Annotated in this window: 21 protein-coding genes; 11 read left to right on the top strand and 10 right to left on the bottom strand. The window is 67.3% G+C overall.

Going from position 1 to position 20,813, the window contains the following annotated elements; all coding sequences use genetic code 11:
- Positions 1 to 35: 35 nt before the first annotated feature.
- Positions 36 to 1,613, top strand: coding sequence for a globin-coupled sensor protein (locus ACFQ27_RS10175; protein WP_377353505.1), 1,578 nt, complete (start codon positions 36 to 38; stop codon positions 1,611 to 1,613).
- 3 nt (positions 1,614 to 1,616) lie between these two features.
- On the opposite strand, the gene ACFQ27_RS10180 is transcribed toward ACFQ27_RS10175, so the two are convergent.
- Both ACFQ27_RS10180 and ACFQ27_RS10185 read right to left on the bottom strand, forming a co-directional pair.
- Positions 1,617 to 3,149 (bottom strand): DHA2 family efflux MFS transporter permease subunit, encoded by a 1,533-nt coding sequence (locus ACFQ27_RS10180; protein WP_374348004.1) that lies wholly within the window; start codon positions 3,147 to 3,149, stop codon positions 1,617 to 1,619.
- 103 nt (positions 3,150 to 3,252) lie between these two features.
- Entirely contained in the window at positions 3,253 to 3,459 is a 207-nt protein-coding gene (locus tag ACFQ27_RS10185; protein ID WP_374348002.1) for a DUF3126 family protein, read from the bottom strand.
- A 222-nt stretch (positions 3,460 to 3,681) separates the two neighbouring features.
- Here ACFQ27_RS10185 and ACFQ27_RS10190 point away from each other — a divergent pair, with 222 nt between their 5' ends.
- On the top strand, positions 3,682 to 5,220 hold the full coding sequence (locus ACFQ27_RS10190; protein ID WP_377353506.1) for a long-chain-fatty-acid--CoA ligase: 1,539 nt from the start codon (positions 3,682 to 3,684) through the stop codon (positions 5,218 to 5,220).
- A 13-nt stretch (positions 5,221 to 5,233) separates the two neighbouring features.
- On the opposite strand, the gene ACFQ27_RS10195 is transcribed toward ACFQ27_RS10190, so the two are convergent.
- The gene (locus ACFQ27_RS10195; protein WP_377353507.1) at positions 5,234 to 5,872 is read right to left on the bottom strand and encodes a carboxymuconolactone decarboxylase family protein; all 639 of its coding nucleotides are present in this window, start codon (positions 5,870 to 5,872) and stop codon (positions 5,234 to 5,236) included.
- Positions 5,873 to 5,875: 3 nt separating this feature from the next.
- Positions 5,876 to 6,397: a VOC family protein gene (locus ACFQ27_RS10200; protein ID WP_374347994.1), complete on the bottom strand. Its 522-nt coding sequence runs from the start codon at positions 6,395 to 6,397 to the stop codon at positions 5,876 to 5,878.
- A 173-nt stretch (positions 6,398 to 6,570) separates the two neighbouring features.
- On the opposite strand from ACFQ27_RS10200, the gene ACFQ27_RS10205 reads away from it, so the two are divergent.
- From ACFQ27_RS10205 to ACFQ27_RS10215, 3 genes are all read left to right on the top strand, one after another.
- On the top strand, positions 6,571 to 7,026 hold the full coding sequence (locus ACFQ27_RS10205; RefSeq protein ID WP_374347993.1) for a MarR family winged helix-turn-helix transcriptional regulator: 456 nt from the start codon (positions 6,571 to 6,573) through the stop codon (positions 7,024 to 7,026).
- A 197-nt stretch (positions 7,027 to 7,223) separates the two neighbouring features.
- Positions 7,224 to 9,371 carry a TonB-dependent receptor gene (locus tag ACFQ27_RS10210; RefSeq protein ID WP_377353508.1) on the top strand — a complete coding sequence of 716 codons (2,148 nt, stop codon included), beginning with the start codon at positions 7,224 to 7,226 and terminating at the stop codon, positions 9,369 to 9,371.
- 125 nt (positions 9,372 to 9,496) lie between these two features.
- Positions 9,497 to 10,021 (top strand): glycine cleavage system protein R, encoded by a 525-nt coding sequence (locus ACFQ27_RS10215; RefSeq protein WP_377353509.1) that lies wholly within the window; start codon positions 9,497 to 9,499, stop codon positions 10,019 to 10,021.
- Between the two features lie 18 nt (positions 10,022 to 10,039).
- Here ACFQ27_RS10215 and cysE read toward each other — a convergent pair whose 3' ends face one another.
- Together cysE and ACFQ27_RS10225 are read right to left on the bottom strand one after the other, a co-directional pair.
- Positions 10,040 to 10,870: a serine O-acetyltransferase gene (cysE, locus tag ACFQ27_RS10220; RefSeq protein ID WP_374347985.1), complete on the bottom strand. Its 831-nt coding sequence runs from the start codon at positions 10,868 to 10,870 to the stop codon at positions 10,040 to 10,042.
- A gap of 29 nt (positions 10,871 to 10,899) precedes the next feature.
- Positions 10,900 to 11,514, bottom strand: a complete 615-nt coding sequence (locus ACFQ27_RS10225; RefSeq protein WP_377353510.1) for an NUDIX domain-containing protein — start codon at positions 11,512 to 11,514, stop codon at positions 10,900 to 10,902.
- A gap of 80 nt (positions 11,515 to 11,594) precedes the next feature.
- Here ACFQ27_RS10225 and ACFQ27_RS10230 point away from each other — a divergent pair, with 80 nt between their 5' ends.
- A complete protein-coding gene (locus tag ACFQ27_RS10230; protein ID WP_377353511.1) occupies positions 11,595 to 12,206 on the top strand; it encodes a nitroreductase family protein in 612 nt (203 codons plus the stop codon).
- 195 nt (positions 12,207 to 12,401) lie between these two features.
- On the opposite strand, the gene ACFQ27_RS10235 is transcribed toward ACFQ27_RS10230, so the two are convergent.
- Both ACFQ27_RS10235 and ACFQ27_RS10240 read right to left on the bottom strand, forming a co-directional pair.
- The gene (locus ACFQ27_RS10235) at positions 12,402 to 12,842 is read right to left on the bottom strand and encodes a group III truncated hemoglobin (RefSeq protein WP_374347977.1); all 441 of its coding nucleotides are present in this window, start codon (positions 12,840 to 12,842) and stop codon (positions 12,402 to 12,404) included.
- Positions 12,843 to 12,852: 10 nt separating this feature from the next.
- A complete protein-coding gene (locus ACFQ27_RS10240; protein ID WP_377353512.1) occupies positions 12,853 to 13,578 on the bottom strand; it encodes an alternative oxidase in 726 nt (241 codons plus the stop codon).
- Between the two features lie 144 nt (positions 13,579 to 13,722).
- Here ACFQ27_RS10240 and ACFQ27_RS10245 point away from each other — a divergent pair, with 144 nt between their 5' ends.
- Complete coding sequence (locus tag ACFQ27_RS10245) at positions 13,723 to 14,124, top strand: RrF2 family transcriptional regulator (RefSeq protein ID WP_377353513.1); 402 nt, start codon at positions 13,723 to 13,725, stop codon at positions 14,122 to 14,124.
- Between the two features lie 5 nt (positions 14,125 to 14,129).
- Here ACFQ27_RS10245 and queF read toward each other — a convergent pair whose 3' ends face one another.
- The gene (gene queF, locus ACFQ27_RS10250) at positions 14,130 to 14,585 is read right to left on the bottom strand and encodes a preQ(1) synthase (RefSeq protein WP_377353514.1); all 456 of its coding nucleotides are present in this window, start codon (positions 14,583 to 14,585) and stop codon (positions 14,130 to 14,132) included.
- Positions 14,586 to 14,699: 114 nt separating this feature from the next.
- Between queF and ACFQ27_RS10255 the strand changes: the two genes are divergently transcribed.
- The 4 genes from ACFQ27_RS10255 to ACFQ27_RS10270 all read left to right on the top strand — a co-directional run bounded on the left by ACFQ27_RS10255 (position 14,700) and on the right by ACFQ27_RS10270 (position 19,634).
- Entirely contained in the window at positions 14,700 to 15,503 is an 804-nt protein-coding gene (locus ACFQ27_RS10255; protein ID WP_374347968.1) for an SDR family NAD(P)-dependent oxidoreductase, read from the top strand.
- 233 nt (positions 15,504 to 15,736) lie between these two features.
- Positions 15,737 to 16,423 (top strand): TorF family putative porin, encoded by a 687-nt coding sequence (locus ACFQ27_RS10260; RefSeq protein ID WP_374347966.1) that lies wholly within the window; start codon positions 15,737 to 15,739, stop codon positions 16,421 to 16,423.
- A gap of 233 nt (positions 16,424 to 16,656) precedes the next feature.
- On the top strand, positions 16,657 to 18,588 hold the full coding sequence (locus ACFQ27_RS10265; RefSeq protein WP_374347963.1) for a polysaccharide biosynthesis protein: 1,932 nt from the start codon (positions 16,657 to 16,659) through the stop codon (positions 18,586 to 18,588).
- Positions 18,589 to 18,617: 29 nt separating this feature from the next.
- A complete protein-coding gene (locus ACFQ27_RS10270) occupies positions 18,618 to 19,634 on the top strand; it encodes an NAD-dependent epimerase (protein WP_377353515.1) in 1,017 nt (338 codons plus the stop codon).
- Between the two features lie 4 nt (positions 19,635 to 19,638).
- Here ACFQ27_RS10270 and ACFQ27_RS10275 read toward each other — a convergent pair whose 3' ends face one another.
- Entirely contained in the window at positions 19,639 to 20,622 is a 984-nt protein-coding gene (locus ACFQ27_RS10275) for a class 1 fructose-bisphosphatase (RefSeq protein ID WP_377353516.1), read from the bottom strand.
- Between the last annotated feature and the right edge of the window lie 191 nt (positions 20,623 to 20,813).

Here is a 20,813-nt window from a genome sequence, read left to right on the forward strand (position 1 = left end):
GGCCGCCCGGGCCACGGACACGCGGGGAACGCACTATGGCTGACGACTACGCTCTGGCTCAGCGCCTGGATTTCATGCGCCTGGACAATGAGACCCAGGACACGATCCGCAGTCTCAGGCCCCTGATCCAGAAGGCGATCGGCCCCGCGCTTGACGACTTCTACGCCCGCGTCCGACAGACGCCCGAGGTCTCGCGCTTCTTCAGCAACCCCAATCATATGGACAGCGCCAAGTCGCGGCAGGCTTCCCACTGGGGGATCATCGCCGAGGCGAACTATGGCGAAACCTATGCGCGCGGGGTCCGCGCCATCGGCGAGACCCACGCCCGGCTGGGCCTGGAGCCGCGCTGGTACATCGGCGGCTACGCCCTGGTGGCGGAAAAGCTGATGGAGGCGGTGGTCGCCGAGGCCTTCCCCAAGGCCGGCCTGCAGATGGTCAAGCCAGGCCAGGGCGCCAAGGCCGCCCGCAAGCTGACCGGCATGATGAAGGCGGTCCTGCTGGACATGGACCTGGCCATTTCGATCTACATCGACACCCTGGAAGCCCAGCGGCAGAAGGAAGAAGCCGAGCGACGGGCGCTTGAGGAGTCCCAGGCCCAAGCCATGGACGCCATGGCCAAGGCGCTGGACAGCCTGCGCCAAGGCGACCTCACCCACCGCATTCGGGACATGCCTGGCCAGTTCGACAAGCTGCGCAACGACTACAACGGCGCCCTGGACACTCTGCAGGACGCCCTGAGCGCCATTTCCCAAGCCACTAGCGAGATTCGCGCTGGCACGTCGGACATCAGTCACGCCTCGGACGACCTGTCCCGGCGCACGGAGACCCAGGCCGCCAGCCTGGAGGAGACCGCTGCGGCGCTCGACCTGCTGACCACGGCGGTGAAGCGGTCTTCCGACGGTGCGCGCCAAGCGGCGACCGTGGTGGCCAGCGCCCGCAACGAGGCTCGCCACTCCGGCGAGATCGTCGAGAGCGCGGTCAAGGCCATGGAGCAGATCGAGGAATCTTCCGGCCAGATCGGCCAGATCATCGGGGTGATCGACGAGATCGCCTTCCAGACCAACCTGCTGGCCTTGAACGCCGGCGTGGAAGCGGCCCGGGCCGGCGACGCCGGCAAGGGCTTCGCGGTCGTGGCTTCGGAAGTGCGGGCGCTTGCCCAGCGCTCCGCCGAAGCCGCCAAGGAGATCAAGGACCTGATCTCAGAGAGCGGCCAGCGTGTGTCGGAGGGCGTGGGGCTGGTGGGCGACACCGGCAAGGCGCTGTCGCAGATCGTGGAGCGGATCGGCGAGATCGACGGCCTGATGACCGACATCTCGCGCTCGACCGACGAACAGGCCACCGGCCTTACCGAGATCAACACCGCCATCAACCAGCTCGACCAGGTCACCCAGCAGAACGCCGCCATGGTGGAGGAAGCGACCGCGGCGACCCATTCGCTGGAAACCCAGTCCGGCGAGCTTGAGGGCCAGTTGGGCCGCTTCTCCCTGGGCGGCGGCAGCCGAGCTCCGGCCCGCCCGGCGCCGCGCCCGCAAGCCCGCCCCGCGGCCCGCATGGCCGTCGGCGGGGCTCGTCCGGCGCCCGCGCCATCGGCGGACACCTGGGAAGAGTTCTAAGCCTTAATCATGAGACGCCGCCGCCTGGGGCGAGGCCATAGGTGGCAAGGGCGGCGCGGGCTTCAGGAATAGGATCAGCAGGATCAGCAGGGTGGTGCCCAGGGCCATCCAGGCGAAGACGGCGTCATAGGCCGCCATCGTGCCCTGCCGCGTCGCCTCGGCGTTCAGCATCGCCATGCCCGCAGGGGTCGAAGGATTGGCCAGGGCCGGCAGGCCCTGCACCACCGGATCTGAGGCGTCGACCCGCGCGGCGATGTTGGCGTGCGCCACCCCGGCCCGGTTGATCAGGGCCGCCTGCATCAGCGAGATCCCCAGGCTCGAGCCCAGGCTGCGCATCATGGTGGCCACGATGGTGCCTTCCACCCGGTGGATCGGCGAGAGGGTCGCATAGGCCAGGGTGTTCAAAGGCGCGAACAGCAGGCCGGTGCCGATCCCCTGATAGAAGCCGGCGATGATGATCGGCGTGTCGGTCATGGTCAGGTCGAACCTGGCCATCATCGCGAGCGCCATAACCGATATGGCCACGCCGGCGACCAGCACCCGCTTAGGCCCCGCCTTTCGCACCAGGAAGGGGATGGCCAGGAAGGCGATGAGGGAGCCCACCCCGCGGCTCATGCTGGCGACCCCGCTCTGCAGGGCCGAGTAGCCGAGCAGGTTCTGCATGAAGGACGGGATGAGGGCGCTGGTCGAGAACAGCAGCATGCCGACGAAGAAGCCGAACATGGTGGTGCCCAGGAAGTTGCCGTCCTTGGCCAGGTCCCGGTGGAAGAAGGGATGCTCGGCGGTGATGGTCTGAGTGACGAACACCCACAAGCCCGCCGCGGCGAAGGCGGCCTCGGTCCAGATCTCGACGGACTCGAACCAGTCCTGACTGGGTCCCCGGTCAATCATCAGCTGGAAGGCGCCGATGAACAGCGCCAGCCCCCCGAAGCCCACAAAGTCGAAGGGTCTCTCCTTGCCCCCTCCGTCGTCGTCCATGAAGGTCTGGATGCCCAGATAGGCCAGGATGCCGATGGGCAGGTTGATGTAGAACACCCAGCGCCAGGACAGGCTCTCGGTCAGCCACCCGCCCAGCGAGGGGCCAAGGATCGGCCCCAGGATCACCGCCGAACTCCACAGGCTCATCACCCGGGGCACCATCTGCGGCGGATAGAGGTCCAGCATCACGGCCTGGGACAGGGGCATGAGCGAGGCCCCGGCGATCCCCTGCAGCAGGCGGAACAGCACGATCTCCGGCAGGCTGGTCGCGATGCCGCACAGGACCGAGGTCAGGGTGAAGCCGCCGATGGAGATCAGGAACAGCTTCTTGCGGCCGATCTTCATCGACAGCCAGCCCGACAGGGGCGTCATGATCGCCGAGGCGATGATGTAGGAGGTCAGCACCCAGGTGATCTGGTCGGCGGCGGCCGACACGCTGCCTTGGATATGCGGCAGGGCCACGTTGGCGATGGTGGAGTCCAACGTGTTCATCAACGTGGCCAGCATCAGGGCCCCGGTGATCGGAATCCGGTTGGCGATATCCTTCGCCGACGCCATGCGAGCCCCTCCCCAGAGCAGCTCCTCCCCAAGAGCTTGGGAACCGCTCTAGCGCCTAAAGCCGGTCAGGACCAAGCCGCAACTTGGTCCCGGCCGGCCCGGATCAGGGCAGATCCTCGGCGAGGATGGCCATCTCGAACATGAAGGAGCCGTCTTCGTCCTCGTCCTCGAAGACGACGCCGATGAACTCTTCGCTGATATAGACCTCAGCGGAGTCCTTTTGCTTGGGACGCGGGACAAGGGTGATCCGCGCGTTGGCGAAGGTGCCCCGCAGGTGGCCTTCGATCTTGCGGATGGTCTTTTCGTCCACGGTCGCGCTCCTCGGCGATTCAACAGGCGCGGACCCTACATCGCTTTCGGAAACCGAGGAACGGCGCCGCGCACGAAAAGCTGGGGACGCGGCGCCCAGGCCGCGCGCCTGGACCCGCGAAGGCGCCCGTTGCAATCGCCTCTAAACATCAATTTAATTGACAACAATGAACCGCGAACCACGGCGATGACGCCGGGACCGTTGGTCTTAGGGAGTTGAACCATGCGCCTCACCCAGACCCTTGGCCGCGCCGTGCTGGTCCGCCCGGACGCGGTGGCGACCATTGATGGCGACCGGGTGCGGACCTGGCGCCAGGTGCATGAGCGGGTTGGCCGCATGTCCGCCGGCCTGCGCGGACTGGGCGTCCAGCCGGGCGACCGGGTCGCAGTGCTGGCCAACAACTGCGACGCCTATTTCGAGGCCTATTTCGCCATCCTGTGGAGCGGCGCGGTGATCGTGCCCTTGAACACTCGCCTCGCGCCGGCCGAGACCCAGTTCCAGTTGGCCGACGCTGGGGCCTGCGTCATGCTGTACGGCGAGGAGTTCGCCGGGGTGATCGCTGGCCTGAAGCCCGCCCTGCCCCAGATTCGCGCTTGGATCGCCATGGACACGCCGGACGCCAGCGCCGATCTGGCGCTTGAGGCCCTGGCCACCGAGGGCGAGCCCGCGCCCGAGATCGAGCGCAAGCCAGAAGACCTGGCGGGGATCTTCTACACCGGCGGCACCACCGGCCTGCCCAAGGGGGTGATGCTGCCGCACCGGGCGCTGGCGGCCATGGCGGTCAACCTGACCATGTCGCTGAAGGTCGACCACAGCATCGTCAACCTGCACTCCGCGCCCATGTTCCACCTGGCCGACATCGGCACCTTCATGGCCACCATGGTGGGCGGGACCCACGTCTTCGTCCGCCGGCTGGACGAAGAGGTCATGCTGGACATGATCGAGCGCTGGGGCGTGACCCACATCTTCACGGTGCCGGCGGTGATCGACCGGCTGGCGCGCCATCCCCGCGGCGAGATCGCCCGTGCGCTGAAGGTCCTGGGCTATGGCGGCGCGCCCATGCCGCTTGGGACCTATGACGCCGCCCGCGCCCGCTTCCCCGACCTCGATTTCGTCCAGGGCTTCGGGATGACCGAGATGGGCGCCCATACCTTCCTGGAGGCCGAGCACCATCGCCCTGGGGCAGACCCAGAGAAGATGAAGTCGGTGGGCCAGCCGGCCTATGGCTACGAGATCAAGGTCGTCGATCCGAACGGCGTCGAGGTTCCCCGCCGCACCCTGGGCGAGATCATAGGCCGAGGCGACAACATGATGCTGGGCTACTGGAACCGCCCGGAGGAGACGCAGGCGGCCCTGAAGGGCGGCTGGATGTGGTCTGGGGACGCCGGCTTCATGGATGAGACGGGGTTCGTCTATATCACCGACCGCTTCAAGGACATGATCGTGAGCGGCGGCGAGAACGTCTATTCGATCGAGGTCGAGAACGTGGTCTCACGCCATCCCTCCGTCGCCGAGTGCGCGATCATCGGGGTGCCCGATGAGAAATGGGGTGAGCGGGTGCATGCGGTCGTGGTGCTGGCGGCCGGCCAGACCCTGACACTGGAGGACCTGTCCGTCCACTGCCGGGCGGAGATCGCCGGCTACAAGACCCCGCGCAGCCTTCAGATCCTGGAGACGCCCTTGCCCCGCAGCGCGGCCGGCAAGGTGCTGAAGACCGACCTGCGGGCGCCCTGGTGGGAGGGCCAGGCCCGCAGGGTCTGAACGGCCCCGCTCGTCAGCGGCCCGTGTCGAGGAAGTCGCGCCCCACCGCGCCGTTGTCGGGCGCCGCGATCTCGACGATGCGGTCCTCGATGTCGTCAAACTCCAGGCCGAGCGCCCGGTTCATGATCGCGTGCATCACATAGAGGGTGGTGATGTAGGTCAGCTCCAGGATCTCCTCGTCGCTGAGGAAGGTCTTGAGCTTGTCCATCACCGGCTGGGGCGTGCGGCCATGCTGGCTGCTCAGGCAGTCGGCATAGGCCAGCACCGCCCGCTCGTTCTCGGTGTAGCAGTCGGCCACCTGCCAGTGGGGAATGGCGGCGATCCGCTCTTCGGACACGCCCAGGCCGCGCAGGGACTTGCAGTGCTGCGAGTAGCCGAACTGGGTCTCCATGGTCCAGCTGACCCGGGTCTGGCCGAGTTCGCGCAGCACCGGGTCCAACTTGCGCTTGGGATCGCGGTAGTAAGCGAAGCCCTGGACGGCGTGGTGCAGGGCGTCGGGGGAGCCCGCGAACACCGTCCACCAGTTCCCCGGCGTGCCCGTGGCGGTGCCCGGCTCGGCCACCGGATCACGGTCGCCGAACAGCAGGTTGTACATCCGCAGGCCGGTGCCCTGGTCGACCTCGGCGCGGGGGATCTGGCGAAGGCGCGGCATGGTTCAGACCTCCACCGTCGCGCCCATCGGCGCGTGCTTGACGTCCGCCGGACCCAGCTCGCGGGTGTTGGCGGCGAACTCCAGCATGATGCCGTTGGGGTCGGTGAAATAGACCGAGCGGACGAAGACGCCGTTGTGCATCTCGGCGGCGACGCCGGAGGCGCTATCGTCATGATTGACCACGATAGGCATATGGTCGACCCCCGCCGCCTCCAGGCGCTTCAGGCAGGCCGAAAGCTCACCCTCCGGCACATCGAAGGCCAGGTGGTTCATCGAGCCGACCGCGCTCTTGGAGTCCTGCGGGAACTTGCGCACCGACGCGATGCCCGGCGCCGCGGCCGGGGTCTCCGGCCACCAGAAGAAGGCGACGGCGGCGCCGCCGGCGTCAAAGAAGAAGTGCTGGCCGCCGTCCGGCAGGGCGATGGTCTTGATGAGGGGCATGTCGAGCACCTCGGTGTAGAACTTCACCGTCTCCTGCATGTCCCGACAGACCAGGGCGATATGATTGATTCCGGTGGTGCGCATCGTGTCCTCATGGCCGGCAGCCGGGCGATCAGCTGTGGGCGGCAAATTACGGCCTCGCCCATTTTCGTCAACTAAACTGATAAAATTACCCCTACGGACACCAATCTTGGCGCCATTGTCGGCGCGGGCGAAACTATGATTTGCCGCTTTTCCGATTCCAGGGACGTTCCCGCATGCAAGGCGCTGAAAGCCTTATCGTTCCTTTGCTCCAGGCCTTCTTCTGGTTCGATGACGGGCTGCAGACATTTCTGCAATCGCGCGGCTGGGATGAGGTGACCCGCTCCCAGTCGATGATCATGGCCAATGTGGTGATCGGCGTGCACAAGCCCTCGGACATCGCCCGCAATCTGGGGATCAGCCGCCAAGCGGTGCACACCACGATCAACCAGATGATCGCCATGGGCATGCTCGAACTGCGCGACGACAAGCACGACCAGCGGGCCAAGGTGGTGGTGGTCAGCGAGAAGGGCCGCGCCATGGGTCGGGACGCCGACCTGGCCATGGCGGCGATGAGCGCCGAGCTGCGCCGCCGGATCGGGTCGCGAAATGTCGATAATCTGATCAAGGCCTTCGCCCAGGACTGGGGAACGCCGATGACCCACTGGCCCGCCAAAGGCGACGCGGACTGATGGGCCATGACTGCGGCGACGTCGCCACGACCGTCATGGAAATTGACATAATTTTCCGCGAACATCGTCATTTAAATTGACATAGATCAACCTCCCGCCATCCTTGAGACAACAGCCCCAGGGCTGAAGGACACACTCGGGGAGGGACTGCCATGCGCCTTTCGGCGAAACATCGACTGCTTGCGTCTGCGGGGGCATTGATCCTTGCAGCCACCGCCGCACCGGCCTGGGCCGCTGCGGATACGGACACCACCGTCGGCGAGGTGGTGGTCACCGCCCAGAAGCGCGAACAGAACCTGCAGGACGTGCCGGCCGCGGTCTCGGCCTTTGGCGAGAGCCAGCTCCAGGCCCAGTCGGTCGGCAGCCTGACCGACCTGTCGGCCAAGTCGCCGAATGTGGTGCTGGCCCCGGTGGGCGCCTACCCCTACGCCTCGGCCTTCTACATCCGCGGCCTAGGCTTCGCCGACGTGGAATCCACCTTCGAGCCCTCGGTCGGGGTCGAGTTGAACGGCGTCTACCTGGCCCGCAACAGCGGCGCCTTGCAGGACATGTTCGACATCGCCTCGGTTGAAATCCTGCGCGGGCCGCAAGGCACCCTCTATGGCCGCAACACCATCGGCGGCGTGGTCAGCGTCAAGACCAAGCGCGCCGCGCCGGGCCAGGCGTTCGGTGGCCAGGTCCAGGGCACGCTAGGCGACAATGGACGCCAGGAAGCCCGGGTCGGCCTGGATCTTCCGGTGCACGAGACGGTCGGCCTGCGCCTGTCGGGGCTCTACAAGTCCTACAAGGGCTATAACCACAACCTGACCACCGGCCGCCGGGAAGGCGACAATGAGGTGCTGTCCGGTCGCGCGACCCTGAGCTTTGAGCCCAATGACCAGTTCGACGCCACCCTGGTCGCCGACTTCGACCACGAGAAGGGCTCCGGCGCCTCGTTCCGCAACGCCTCCCTGCCCGGCCAGGTCTACTACAACCTGAGCCCGGACACCGGCTCACCGGTGTTCAGCGCCGCCCAGCGCGCCAAGGCCTCGGACGTCCGCAATGTCTATGGCAACACCCCGGTGGTGGCCAAGATCAACACCTGGGGCCTGGCCCTGACCATGAACTACGACACCGCGCTCGGGACCCTGACCTCGGTCACCGGCTACCGTGAGTTCGAGGACACGGTGCAGAGCGACTATGACGGCACCGCGGTGAACTTCTTCCTGGCCTTGCGCGAGCAGACCCACCAGCAGTTCAGCCAGGAACTGCGGCTGGGCGGCGAGGTCGGCAAGGTCACCTATGTGGTCGGCGCCTACTACCTCAATCAGAGCTATGACATCACCAACACCCAGAGCGGCCTGATCTACAGCGGCGCGCGGGTGGCCCAGGTGGCGAGCCAGGAAAACGCCGGCTGGGCGCTGTTCGGCCAGTTCGACTGGGCCGCGACCGAGAAGCTGACCCTGACCGCCGGCGGCCGCTACAGCTTTGAGGAAAAGGAGTTCCGCAACCGGCCCCTGTTCTTCCCGGCCTCGCGGACCTACAGTAGCGACTGGGACAACTTCTCCCCGAAGCTGGGCGCGAACTACAAGTTCAGCGACGACCTGATGGCCTACGCCTCCTGGTCGAAGGGCTTCCGCAGCGGCGGCTATAACGGCCGCGCGGCCTCCTACACCTCCGCCGGCCCGTACGGCGCAGAGACCGTCGACAGCATCGAGGCCGGCCTGAAGATCGACCTGCTGGAGCGGCGCGTGCGCCTGAACGGGGCGGTGTTCTCGGCCACCTACAAGAACATGCAGACCGGGGCGCAGGGCCTGACCAGCAGCGGCGTCTACGAATCCATCGTGACCAACGCCGGCAAGGCCAAGATCGACGGCGCCGAGGCTGAGGCCATCTTGGCCCTGGGCGGCGGCTGGCGGGTCAATGCGAACCTGGCCTACCTGGACGCGCGGTTCGACAAGAACTTCACCGACCTGACCAGCGACGGGATCAACAACCCGACCAACAACGCTGACCTGCCGATGATCTATGCGCCGGAATGGTCGGGGAGCTTCGGGGTCACCTACGAAACTGAAACCCCGTACGGCCAGCTCACCGCCAACGCCAACGCCGTCTACACTGACGACATGTACACCAGCGGCGGGGTCATCAACCGGACCTCGAACGTCCAGGTCCGTCCGGCCAACACCCTCTATGACGCCACCCTCAGCCTCAGCAATGACGCCGGCTGGCGGATCGCGGTGTGGGGCAAGAACCTGACCGACGAGGATGTGATCAACAACACCTTCGGCCTGGGCGCCCTGGGCGAGCTGCGGATCTATCAGCCGCCGCGCACCTACGGCGTGGAGTTCGGCTACAAATTCTAGCCGAGGCCTTGGCCTGGAGAGCGAGGAACACCCCCGGCGTCCGCGCCGGGGGTTTTTCTTCGGGGCGACCGCCGAAGCGCAAATCTCAATTGACGTCAGGCCTGGCCTGGGAAACAGGCTAGCCCATGGCAAATCTCGTTCTCACGGTCATGGGCAGTGATCGCCCCGGCCTCACCCAGGCGCTGTCCAGCGCGGTGCTCTCCGCGGGCGGCAACTGGCTTGAAAGTCACCTGAGCCAGCTGGCCGGTCTCTATGTCGGCTCGACCCTGGTCGAGATCGACGAGGCCAAGGTCGAGGCCTTGCTGGAAGCTGTCCGCGCCGTCGACGCCGAGGGTCTGGACGTGCGGATCGCGCCGGCGTCCCAGCGGGCCGGAGGCCTGGGGGACGCGGTGGGCTTCAATCTGGTGGGTCAGGACCGGCCGGGCATCGTCCACCAGGTCACGGCGACCTTGGCGCGCCTGGGCGTCAATATCGAGACCTTCAAGTCGTTCCTGACCCCTGAGCCCCACTCGGGCGCCCAGCTGTTCCACATCGACGCGCGCCTGCGCCTGCCCGCGGGCATGAGCTCGGCGGCGGTTCAGGCTGAGCTGGAAGCGATCTCCGGCGAGATCATGGTCGACGTGGCCCTGTCGCCGCTCGACGCCGCCTGAGCGGCGTTAGCGCAGACCTCAGATCACGTAGTCGAAGTCGGCTTCCGACAGGGTGTGGTCCATGCTGCGGGCCGGCTCGTCGCAGGTGGGGCAGTTGACGATGCGCGCCGGCACGCCCGCGGCGGTGCAGCCGGCGGGCACCGGCTTCAGCACCACCGAGCCCGAGGCCACCTTGGCGTTGTCGCCGATATGGATATTGCCGAGCACCTTGGCGCCGGCGCCCAGCAGGACGCCCTTGCCGATCTTGGGGTGGCGGTCGCCGCGCTCCGCGCCCGTGCCGCCCAGGGTCACGCCCTGCAGCAGGGAGCAGTCATCGCCGATCACCGCGGTCTCGCCGATGACGATGCCGGTGCCGTGGTCGATGAAAACGCCCGAGCCGATGCGGGTGGCCGGGTGGATATCCACCTGGAAGACTTCAGAGACTCGGCTCTGCAGATAGAAGGCCATGGTCTCGCGGCCCTCGCCCCACAGCCAGTGGGCCACGCGCTGGGCCTGGAGGGCCAGGAAGCCCTTGAAGAACAGGAAGGGCTGGACATAGCCCTTGCAGGCGGGGTCGCGCTCAAACACCGCCTTCAGGTCGGCCTCGGCGATAGCGACCAGGTTCGGATTGGCGCGATAGGCCTGTTCAGCGATCTCGCGCAGGCTCATGGCCCGCAGCTCCTGGTCGCCCAGCTTGCGCGCCAGCTGATAGGACAGGGCCGCGCCCAGATGCTCGTGCGCCAGGACGACAGCGTTCAACAGGGAGCCGAGACCGGGCTCGGTCTTGGCGGCGCGCTCGGCCTCATTGCGCAGAGCCGCCCAAACCGGCGGCGGCGTGCTCGGGTCGATGACTTCCAGGCGCTGGCTCACGAGCTCCTCCCGTCCCATCACAATCCCTCCTACCCTAGCATGGCCTTGGCCAGGTTGCGCGGCAAACCGCCTTCCCTGGCCATATGGTAGGCCTTGAGCAGCATCGCCACCGTCAGCATGTCAGAAATCCAACCGGCCATGGCGGCGTCCAGCGCCTCGCGAAACGGAACCCGGACACGGGCGATGTCCTCGGTCCCATCGCCCTCCGGCGCCTCCTCTACCTGGCTGAGCCCGGTGGCGAGATAGCCGATGGCCAGTTCGTCGGTGACGGAATTGGACAGCTGGACCCGCAGGATCTCCTGCCAGTCGGCGGCGGCCAGCCCGGTTTCCTCCAGCAGTTCGCGCTGGGCGCCGACCAGCAGGTCCTCGTCCAGCGGGCAGCCGCCTTCCGGGATCTCCCAGCTGTAGTCGCCGAAGGGCAGCCGGTTCTGGCCCACCAGCACCGTGGTTCCATCCTCATGCAGCGGCAGGATCGCCATCGCCCGGTTCTTGAAGCCCACAAGCCCATAGAGGGCGGGCCGCCCGGTCGGCGCCACGGCGTCGAACTCGGTCACCGAGATCCAGGGATTGTCGTAGATCGCGCGAGGCTCCCCCCGCGTCCAGGGCTGGCCATGCCGGGTGAGCCAGGCCGGTTTTGTCGACATCTGCAAATCCCTTCGCCTTGCGGAAGCCGCGGCCGGGCCCCAAGAGAACAGCGCACCAGTCCTGATAGCGAGACGCCGCCATGATTCCCAACCTGCCGCCTGCGCCCGCCTTTGGTGAGCCGTTGGAGATCGCGGCGTGGCCGGAGGTTCTGGCCTTTCTCGCCCGGCGCCGCTCGGCCTCGGCCCTGACCCTCGTTGAGCCGGCGCCCGACCGGGCGACCCTTGAGGCGCTGTTGGCGCTCGCCGCCCGGGTTCCGGACCACGGCAAGCTGGCCCCCTGGCGTTTCGTGGTGCTGGAAAGCGGCCCCAAGGCCGCCCTTGCGGCGCGGCTGGAGGCCCTGGCCCAAGCCCGCGGCGACACCCGCGCGGCGGCCAAGCTGGGCAAGCTGAAGAGCCCTCCCCTGGGTGTAGCCGTGGTGGCGAGCCCGGTGGCGGGCGAGATTCCTGAGTGGGAACAGCTGCTGTCAGCCGGCGCGGTGTGCACCACCCTGCTCTACGCGGCCCAGGCCCTGGGCTATGGCGCCAACTGGATCACCGACTGGTACGCCTATGATCCGGAGGCCTGCGCCCTGCTCGGCCTGTCGCCGCAGGAGCGGGTCGCCGGCTACATTTTCCTGGGAACGGCGCGCGAGGCCCCGTTGGAGCGGGAGCGCCCTGCCCTGGCCCCGCTAGTCTCCGACTGGACGCCTTGAGCGGCGCCAGACACACGAAGGCCGGACAGCGTCGCCGCCGCCCGGCCTAATAGTGACACGCCCGAGGAGAGTTGGGCCTTGAGACCTTAGCCCATTTCATAGAGGTCGGCTAGTCGACACCTCCGCAGGCGCGACTCTCGGGCGCAGGTCTCTTCCCCCCCCCCCCCCACGGCCACCACAAGCTTGGCCACGGACCTAGCCGGCGCGTCGCCCGCCCGGCAGTTCGCCGCGGCTGGCGGCTATGCCGAACTGCAGGCTCCGGGCGATCATCTCCGCCTTCTCGACGAACAGAGCCGCCGCGGGCGGCGGGCAGATCTCCGTCACCGTCTGCCGGAACAGGCCGAGCCAGATCTGGAAATGTTCGGGTTCGGCCCGCGGCAGGGCGACGTGAACCGTCATGGGCGTGCCCTTGAACCGTCCGGTCATCAGCAGGACCGAGGACCAGAAGTCCGCGAGCTTGGCCAGGTGAGCGTCCCAGTGATCCCCGATGGCGCCATTGAAGATCGGGCCAAGTTCAGGGTCCGCGCGGACCCGGGCGTAGAAGGCGTCCACCACCTGGCGGCACATGGCTTCGGTGACCCCGACGCTCGCGCCTGGCGCCAGGCGCTGGCGTCGATCAGATACGGGTGTGGTCATCACGCCGCCCTCAGGCCGCCGCCTTCCAGTTCGGGACCAGCTCCACATGGGTCGGGCAGGCGGCGATGGGGCCTTGCGGCAGGCCGGCCAGAGCGTTGGCGAAGCCGTGATTGACGTCGCGGTGATGGGCCTCGTCGGCGCGCACCACCAGCACCACGTCGCGCAGGGTCGCGGTCGCCGGCAGGTTCCAGTAGCGGATGGCGATCTGCGGCGCCGGCACGTTCTCGGACCGGCCCTCGTCGATTTCAGCGAGGTAGTGGGTGTAGCTGATCACCGCCTCCTCCTCGAAATAGCCCACCAGCCGGTGCGCGGTCTTGGGCGCCAGCAAGTAGAGCCCGAAGAAGAAGACGTAGAACAGCCACTGGGCGGCGATCACCATGAAGCGTTCGAAGGCGGTCGGCTTGCAGACCTCGATGAAGGTCATCAGGTGCATCCGCTCGTTCTCGGCCTCGTCCATCAAGGTGCGGATCCAGCCGCGGTCATCCTCCATCCGGCGCAGGCACTTCAGGTGGTTCAAGGTCGCCCCGACCATGCCCGGCACCGCCGCGACGGTCTCCAGCACCACCGCGCGGTGGCCGTAGCGCTTGGCGAAGAAGGTGTCGGCGAACAGGCGCAGGAACTTGGTGACGCCAAGGGCGAAACGGTCAGAGCCGTTGGTCGCGGGGAAGTGCACGCCGAGCGCGGTGGCGGGACCTTGGGCTTGGGGGTTGGCGGCGTCGTAAGCAGCGGCGGACATCGTCCTGAACTCCTGCGTCAGCCCCCCGGGCCACGGGCTCGGGTTCTAAAGCTGTAACGCATATGCAGCTTTATCGACGGGGTCCCGGCCGCACCTTGATCCAGATCATGTCCCAAGACCGGTCGGGCCTTGAGGGTGGCGGCGATGAAGCTTCGCCGGCTGACCGATTACGCCCTGCGCGTCCTGATCTATGTCGCCGAGACCCCCGGCCGGCGATGCTCGGTGCCCGAGATCGCCGCGGCGCACAGCATCTCGGAACATCATCTGGTCAAGGTGGCGCACCGCCTGGGCCAGCTGGGCTATCTTTCAACCGCACGCGGACGCGGCGGCGGACTGTCCTTGTCCGCCAGCCCGGAGGCCATCAATCTGGGTGAGGTGGTGCGTAAGCTGGAGGGCGATGACTGCCCTGTGGACTGCTCGTCCTGCATCCTGGCGAGGCGCTGCACGCTCTCAGGCCTGCTCAACCGCGCGACCCAAGCCTTCTATGACGATCTAAGCCGCCAGACCCTGGCCGACCTGATCCGCCTGCCCAACCCTACCGCCTAAGCGGCTCAGCCGCGGCCGCGATAGGTGGGGACGCCCTGATCGGGAACCCACAGGCCTTCCGGAACAGCGCCCGTCTGCCAGAACACGTCGATGGGGATGCCGCCGCGCGGATACCAGTAGCCGCCGATCCTCAGCCAGCGCGGCTGGGCGGTCTCGACGATGCGCCGGCCGATCGCCACGGTGCAGTCCTCGTGGAAGGCCCCGTGGTTGCGAAAGGCGCCCAGATAGAGCTTCAGCGACTTGGATTCGATCAGCCAGTCGCCCGGCGCATAGTCGATCACCAGATGCGCGAAGTCCGGCTGGCCGGTGACCGGGCACAAGGAGGTGAACTCCGGAGCCGTGAACCGGGCCAGGTACAGCACATCCTTCTGCGGGTTCGGAACCCGTTCGAGGACGGCGACCTCGGGGCTGTCGAAGCCGCGAACCTCGCGGCCGAGCTGGGTGAGATGGGTGTCTTGCATGCCGCCGTTTACCGCCCGCGCCCAGGAGCGGCAACCGCGCCCCGCGACAGGGCTTTCGGCGCGTCGCCGAAAGGCTTAGTGCGATAGGTAAGAACAGATCAGGGAGACGAGACCATGGCCAAGGGGCAGTTCGAGGATTTTGTGGTGCTGGTGACCGGCGCCTCCACCGGGCTTGGCCGGGCCATCGCCGTCGAGGTGGCGGACCAGGGCGCCGCGGCCGTGATCATCAACTACGCGCGCAGCGCCGAAGAGGCCCAGGAGACCGCCGCCCTCGTCGAGGCCAAGGGCGCCAAGGCGGTCCTGGTGCAGGGCGACGTGGCCAATGACGACGACTGCCGCAAGATCGCCGCCGCGGCCGAGCCGTTCGGACGGATCGACGCCCTGTTCAACAACGCCGGCGTCACCAAGTTCGCCCCGAACCATGGCGACCTGGACGCGGTCTCCGCCGAGGATTTCCAGAACCTCTATGCCGTCAATGTCGTCGGCGCCTTCCAGATGATCCGCGCCGCCCGCGCCCTGCTGGAGGCCGGCCCGCGTCCGGGCGCGGTGGTCAACACCTCTTCCATCGCCGGCGTCATGGGCGTGGGCTCCTCGGTCCCCTATGCGGCCTCGAAGGGCGCCTTGACCACCATGACCATCTCCCTCGCCCGCGGGCTCGCGCCGCGGATCCGGGTCAACGCCATCTGCCCGGGCTTCATCGACACCCCGTGGTTCGGCAAGGGCATGCCCCAGGAGCGCATCGACCGTATGCGCGAGGCCACCATCGCCTCCACCCCGCTCAAGGCCGCCTCCACCGCCGAGGATATCGCCGCCTCGGCCGTGTTCCTGGCCTCCCCGGCCTCGCGCCATGTCACGGGCGAGACCCTGATTGTGGACGCCGGGACACACCTCGGCTACGCGCCGCTGGGCATGCGTTAAATTTAACGTCGCGTTTAGGCCGCACGACACATTTGCGAAGGGCGTACGGCTCAGGTTCACCCGAGGTCAGTTGCGCGAATTTTGGGCGCCCACAGCATGAGGCGCTCAAAATAGTGCCAGCCTAGGCCTGTCGCCGGGCGCGCAGCGTCCATGCGTTGCCCGACTCTGGGTCAAATGACGATGCTTTTACAGATCGGGCGGAGCCTGCCCGGTCGAGACAAGGGGATAAAACGATGAATGCTCTCAAGATTGCTCTGCTCGCCGCGACCGCCACGGTCGCCATGGGCGGCGCCGCCCTCGCCGCCGACGCGCCCTCGGTGTCGTTCAACCTCGGCGCTTCCACCGACTACGTGTTCCGCGGCGTGAGCCAGACGGACGGCCAAGCCCAGGTGTTCGGCGGCGCCGACCTGACCGCCGGCTCGTTCTACGCTGGTACCTGGCTGTCGAACGTCGACTTCAATAACGGCACCAACATGGAGTACGACCTGTACGTCGGCTACAAGCCGCAGGTCGGCCCGGTGGCCATGGACCTGGGCGTCCTGCGCTACGGCTACACCAACTCCCCGTCGGGTCCGGATCAGGACTTCTACGAAATCAAGGTCGCCGGCTCGGTTCCGGTCGGCAAGGGCTCCATCGGCGGCGCCGTCTACTACTCGCCGGAGTTCTTCGGTGAGACCGGCGTGGCCACCTATGTCGAACTGAACGGCTCCGTGCCGGTCGACGACAAGTGGACCCTGTCGGGCGCCATCGGCCACCAGGATGTCGACTACAACGGCGACTACAACACCTGGAACCTGGGCGTCGGCTATGCGCTGACCGACCACATCGGTCTGGACCTGCGCTACTTCGACACCGACGAACATGGCTTCGGCAAGATCTATGACGGTCGCGTCGCGCTCGCCCTGAAGGCGACCTACTAAGATCTTTTAGTTATTCGTCTTTCGGAAAGCCGCCTTCCGCCTTGGGAGGCGGCTTTTCTGTTTTCAGGACGCGCCGCCTGGACTAGGGTCCACCGGCTTCATGCGTTCCGGCGCCCCCAGGGTCGGGAAGGAAGCAAACCGCGTCCGCTCAAGGACACGGGGTTTCATTGGACGCCTCGCGCCGTTGCGGCGCGTTGGGTCCGTGCACATCGGAGCGCGTATCTATGGAGCAGATGACCAACCGTGCGCAGACGGTCATTGCGGATACGCTGATCGCCGCCGGCGCGTTTCTCATCGCCTACCTCCTGTCCGCCACCCGTGCGCTTGGTCTGGATTCCAGCGGGCTGTCGGGGCTGAACCTCGCTCAGCTGACCGCGATCTACGCCACGCTTGCGGCCGTGTTCTCGACCATGTTCCGGCGCGAGCTGTCGCCCTGGCGCTATGTCTCGGTGCCGGACACCCTGGTGCTGGCGCGCACCGCCATGCTGACCGCCGGCGTCTTCCTGCTGGCCGTCTTCGTCATCGACCGCGCCAGCGGCCTGGCCCGCTCGGTCCTCGCGCTAGCGCCGATCCTGCAGATGGTCGGCTCCATGGGCGCGCGCATCGCCCGCCGCGCCCTGCATGAGCACGCCTTGGACAGCTTCGCGCCGATGAAGCCGGTGCGGGACCGCGCCGCCCAGGCCCCGTCCCTGCTGCTGATCGGGCCGACCGCCCTGGCCGACACCTATCTGCGCGACGTGGCCCGCCGCCACGACCATGCCTGGACCCCGGTGGGCATCGTCAGCCCGGACAGCCGCGACATCGGCCAGCAGGTCCGCAGCGTCTGCGTGATCGAGTGCATCCAGAACCTGGACGCCGCCCTGGCCGACCTGCGCCGCTGGAACCGCTATCCGCGCGCCATCCTGTTCCTCGACGAGCCGGGCCGCCTGAAGGGCCTGACCGCCGACCTGCTCGGCCGTTTGAAGAACGACGGCATCCGCCTGCTGCGCCTGCCCTCTATCGTTGAACTGTCGCAGCACGACGGCGTGTCCCTGCTGCCGATGCGCGAAATCAGCGTCGAGGAACTGCTGGCCCGCGAGCCCATCGAACTCGACCGCGCCGCCGTCGGCGCCTTGATCCGCGGCCGTCGCGTGTTGATCACCGGCGCCGGGGGCTCCATCGGCGCGGAGCTCTGCCGCCAGGTGGCGGCCTTCCAGGCGGCCCACATCACCCTGCTGGACTTCTCCGAGACCTCCCTGTTCGAAATCGACCGGGAGATGGGCGAGGTCTATCCGAACCAGTCGCGCCACGCCGCCCTGGTGGACGTCCGCAACGCCGACCGCGTCCGAGGATGCTTCCTGGCGGAAAAGCCGGACCTGGTGTTCCACGCCGCGGCGCTCAAACACGTGTCGATGGTCGAGCGTCACCCGTGCGAGGGGATCCTGACCAACGTCGTCGGGACCTGGAACGTGGCCGAGGCCGCCCGGGCCTGCGGCGCCGCCCAGATGGTGCTGATCTCCACCGACAAGGCGGTGGATCCGTCCAACGTCATGGGCGCCACCAAGCGCCTGGCCGAGGCTGTGATCCAGGCCCAGCAATTCGGCCAGGGCGCCCGCTTCTCCGCCGTGCGGTTCGGCAATGTGCTGGGCTCGGCCGGCTCGGTGGTGCCGATCTTCCGGTCGCAGATCGAACGCGGCGGCCCGGTCACCGTCACCCACGAAGAGATGAGCCGGTTCTTCATGACCATCCCCGAGGCGGCGCAGCTCGTGCTGCACGCCACGGCGGCCTGCGCCGAGGACGTAGACTCCAACAACGCCCGCCTGTTCCTGCTGGAGATGGGTGAACCCGTTCGGATCATGGACCTGGCGCGCCAGATGATCGCCCTGTCCGGGCGCACCTTGGGCAAGGACATCGAGATCGAAATCACCGGCCTGCGCCCGGGCGAAAAGCTCACCGAGGCCCTGCTGGACGAGACCGAGCGGTCCATTCCCTGCGCGCCCAAGGTGATGGAGGTCGTGTCCTCCTCCGCCCTGCGGGTCACCGCGAACCACCTGCGCGACCTGCAGCGTTTGGCGGAAACCGGCGACATCGAGGACGTGCGCCGGGCCCTGTTCGAGCTGGTCGCCCAGATCCGCGGCGAGCGGCCCGGTCCGGCTCCAAGCCTGCGCGTGGTCGCTGGCGGTTGATCCCGGCGCTCAGCCGGGCATAAGACGCCATGGCTCGCATTCTCGTCACCGGCTCGGCCGGCTTCATCGGCTCGCACCTGTCGCACAAGCTGCTCGACCGCGGCGACGAGGTGATCGGGCTGGACAACCTCAACGCCTACTACGACCCGAAGCTGAAGGCCGACCGGCTGGCCAGGCTCGAGGCCCGCGACGGCTATCGCCATGCCAAGATCAACCTCGAGGATCAGGCCGCGGTCGCCGCCCTGTTCGCTGAGACCAAGCCCGACGGCGTGGTCAACCTGGCCGCCCAGGCCGGGGTCCGCTACAGCCTTGAGCAGCCCCGCACCTATGTGGACTCCAACCTCGTCGGCTTCCTCAACATCCTGGAAGGCTGCCGCGCCGTTCAACCGGCCCATCTGGTCTACGCCTCAACCAGCTCGGTCTACGGCGCCAATGGCAAGCTGCCGTTTTCCGTCCATGACGGGGCCAACCACCCCATCACCCTCTACGCCGCCACCAAGCTGGCCAATGAGGCGATGGCGCATTCCTATGCCCACCTGTTCGGCTTTCCCTGCACGGGCCTGCGCTTCTTTACCGTCTACGGCCCCTGGGGCCGCCCGGACATGGCGCTGTTCAAGTTCACCGACGCAATTCTGAAGGACCAGGCCATCGACGTGTATGGTCAGGGCAAGATGCAGCGGGACTTCACCTTCGTGGAGGATATCGTCCTGGGCGTCATGGCCGCCCTCGACCGCCCGGCGGCCGTCAATCCCGCCTGGAACCCGCAAGCTCCTGACCCCGCCACCAGCGGTGTCGCCCCCTGGCGGGTGCTGAACCTCGGCAACAGCCAGCGTGTCGAGCTGATGCGCTACATCGAGGTTCTGGAAGAGAAGCTCGGCCGAAAGGCCAAGCTGAACCTCATGCCCATGCAGCCCGGCGACGTCGCCCGCACCGAAGCCGATGTCGAGGCCACGCGCGCGGCCCTGGACTACGCCCCCACCACACCTGTCGAGGTCGGTGTCGGCAAGTTCGTCGACTGGTATCTCGACTACTACAAGGCGCGCTGATCGATCAGGCGTAGCCCTCGATCGCCGTCACCTCGTTGGCCGAGCCGAGGATGACGGCCACGCGCTGATGCAGCTGGGTGGGCTGGACATCCAGCATCCGGCCGGCATCGCCGGCGATGGAGCGGCCGCCGGCCTGCTCGACGACGAAGCTCATGGGATTGCCCTCGTACATCAGCCGCAGCTTGCCCGGCTTACCCGGCTCGCGCTTGTCCCAAGGGTACATGAAGACGCCGCCGCGGCTTACGATGCGATGGACGTCAGCCACCATGGAGGCGACCCAGCGCATATTGAAATCCTTGCCCCGCGGGCCTTCCTTGCCAGCCAGGCAGTCGTCGATATAGGCGCGGACCGGCTGGGCCCAGTGGCGCATGTTCGACATGTTGATGGCGAACTCCTTGGTGTCCGCCGCAATGCGCACATTTTCGGCGACCTGGAGCCAGGCCTTGCTGGCCGGATCCAGGGTGAAGACGAAGACGCCGGCGCCCAGGGTCAGGACCAGGGTCGTTTGCGGGCCATAGACCACATAGCCGGCCGCCACCTGGGCCGAGCCCGGCTGCAGGAAGTGCTCGGTCTTGGGCGCACCGCCCTTGGCCGGCAGCACCGAGAAGATGGTGCCGATAGAGACATTGACGTCGATGTTGCTGGACCCGTCGAGCGGATCGAACAGCAGCAGGTAGGGGCCCTGCTCCGCCGTCGGATGGATGTCGTCCATCTCTTCAGACGCCATGCCCGACAGGTTCGGCGAGCCGTGAAGGCCGTTGAGCAGCAGGTCGTTGGAAATGACGTCCAGCTCCTTCTGGACCTCGCCCTGCACATTCTCGGTGCCGCGCGAGCCGAGCGCCCCGCTGAGCGCGCCGCCGGCCACCAGGGTGGCGATGGACGCGCAGACCTCAGCGACCTGGGCGATCAGCCCCTGCAGGGCGACGGGCGCCGGGCCGGAGGCCGTCTGGGCGTTGGCGAGAAAGGCGGAAAGGTCTTTGGCGGACATCGGGCTCTCATGGCCGGCGAAGCCGGCGCGTTCAGCGGGTGATCCTGGGCTGGCCAAGGGCGCGCCGCAGCGGTTCAGATGGGTGTGAAATGGCACGAGGGAGGAGCTTCATGCAAACCCTCTTGCGTGTCTCAGGGCACGGCTTGTTCGCGGCCGTCCACCGCCTATGGTGTGGCAAAGCGCACGTCCTT

It is taken from the genome of Phenylobacterium conjunctum, assembly GCF_042679085.1.
GTDB classification, from domain to species: domain Bacteria; phylum Pseudomonadota; class Alphaproteobacteria; order Caulobacterales; family Caulobacteraceae; genus Phenylobacterium; species Phenylobacterium conjunctum.

What these genes read in the sequence shown, in the direction of transcription:
- ACFQ27_RS10215 (WP_377353509.1), top strand. Translation starts at nt 9,497, where the DNA reads ATGGCAAATCTCGTTCTCACGGTCATGGGCAGTGATCGCCCCGGCCTC.
- ACFQ27_RS10175 (WP_377353505.1), top strand. Translation starts at nt 36, where the DNA reads ATGGCTGACGACTACGCTCTGGCTCAGCGCCTGGATTTCATGCGCCTG.
- ACFQ27_RS10255 (WP_374347968.1), top strand. Translation starts at nt 14,700, where the DNA reads ATGGCCAAGGGGCAGTTCGAGGATTTTGTGGTGCTGGTGACCGGCGCC.
- ACFQ27_RS10225 (WP_377353510.1), bottom strand. Translation starts at nt 11,514, where the DNA reads ATGTCGACAAAACCGGCCTGGCTCACCCGGCATGGCCAGCCCTGGACG.
- ACFQ27_RS10200 (WP_374347994.1), bottom strand. Translation starts at nt 6,397, where the DNA reads ATGCGCACCACCGGAATCAATCATATCGCCCTGGTCTGTCGGGACATG.
- queF (WP_377353514.1), bottom strand. Translation starts at nt 14,585, where the DNA reads ATGCAAGACACCCATCTCACCCAGCTCGGCCGCGAGGTTCGCGGCTTC.
- ACFQ27_RS10265 (WP_374347963.1), top strand. Translation starts at nt 16,657, where the DNA reads ATGACCAACCGTGCGCAGACGGTCATTGCGGATACGCTGATCGCCGCC.
- ACFQ27_RS10195 (WP_377353507.1), bottom strand. Translation starts at nt 5,872, where the DNA reads ATGCCGCGCCTTCGCCAGATCCCCCGCGCCGAGGTCGACCAGGGCACC.
- ACFQ27_RS10245 (WP_377353513.1), top strand. Translation starts at nt 13,723, where the DNA reads ATGAAGCTTCGCCGGCTGACCGATTACGCCCTGCGCGTCCTGATCTAT.
- ACFQ27_RS10180 (WP_374348004.1), bottom strand. Translation starts at nt 3,149, where the DNA reads ATGGCGTCGGCGAAGGATATCGCCAACCGGATTCCGATCACCGGGGCC.
- ACFQ27_RS10205 (WP_374347993.1), top strand. Translation starts at nt 6,571, where the DNA reads ATGCAAGGCGCTGAAAGCCTTATCGTTCCTTTGCTCCAGGCCTTCTTC.
- ACFQ27_RS10240 (WP_377353512.1), bottom strand. Translation starts at nt 13,578, where the DNA reads ATGTCCGCCGCTGCTTACGACGCCGCCAACCCCCAAGCCCAAGGTCCC.
- ACFQ27_RS10260 (WP_374347966.1), top strand. Translation starts at nt 15,737, where the DNA reads ATGAATGCTCTCAAGATTGCTCTGCTCGCCGCGACCGCCACGGTCGCC.
- ACFQ27_RS10230 (WP_377353511.1), top strand. Translation starts at nt 11,595, where the DNA reads ATGATTCCCAACCTGCCGCCTGCGCCCGCCTTTGGTGAGCCGTTGGAG.
- ACFQ27_RS10235 (WP_374347977.1), bottom strand. Translation starts at nt 12,842, where the DNA reads ATGACCACACCCGTATCTGATCGACGCCAGCGCCTGGCGCCAGGCGCG.
- ACFQ27_RS10270 (WP_377353515.1), top strand. Translation starts at nt 18,618, where the DNA reads ATGGCTCGCATTCTCGTCACCGGCTCGGCCGGCTTCATCGGCTCGCAC.
- ACFQ27_RS10275 (WP_377353516.1), bottom strand. Translation starts at nt 20,622, where the DNA reads ATGTCCGCCAAAGACCTTTCCGCCTTTCTCGCCAACGCCCAGACGGCC.
- ACFQ27_RS10190 (WP_377353506.1), top strand. Translation starts at nt 3,682, where the DNA reads ATGCGCCTCACCCAGACCCTTGGCCGCGCCGTGCTGGTCCGCCCGGAC.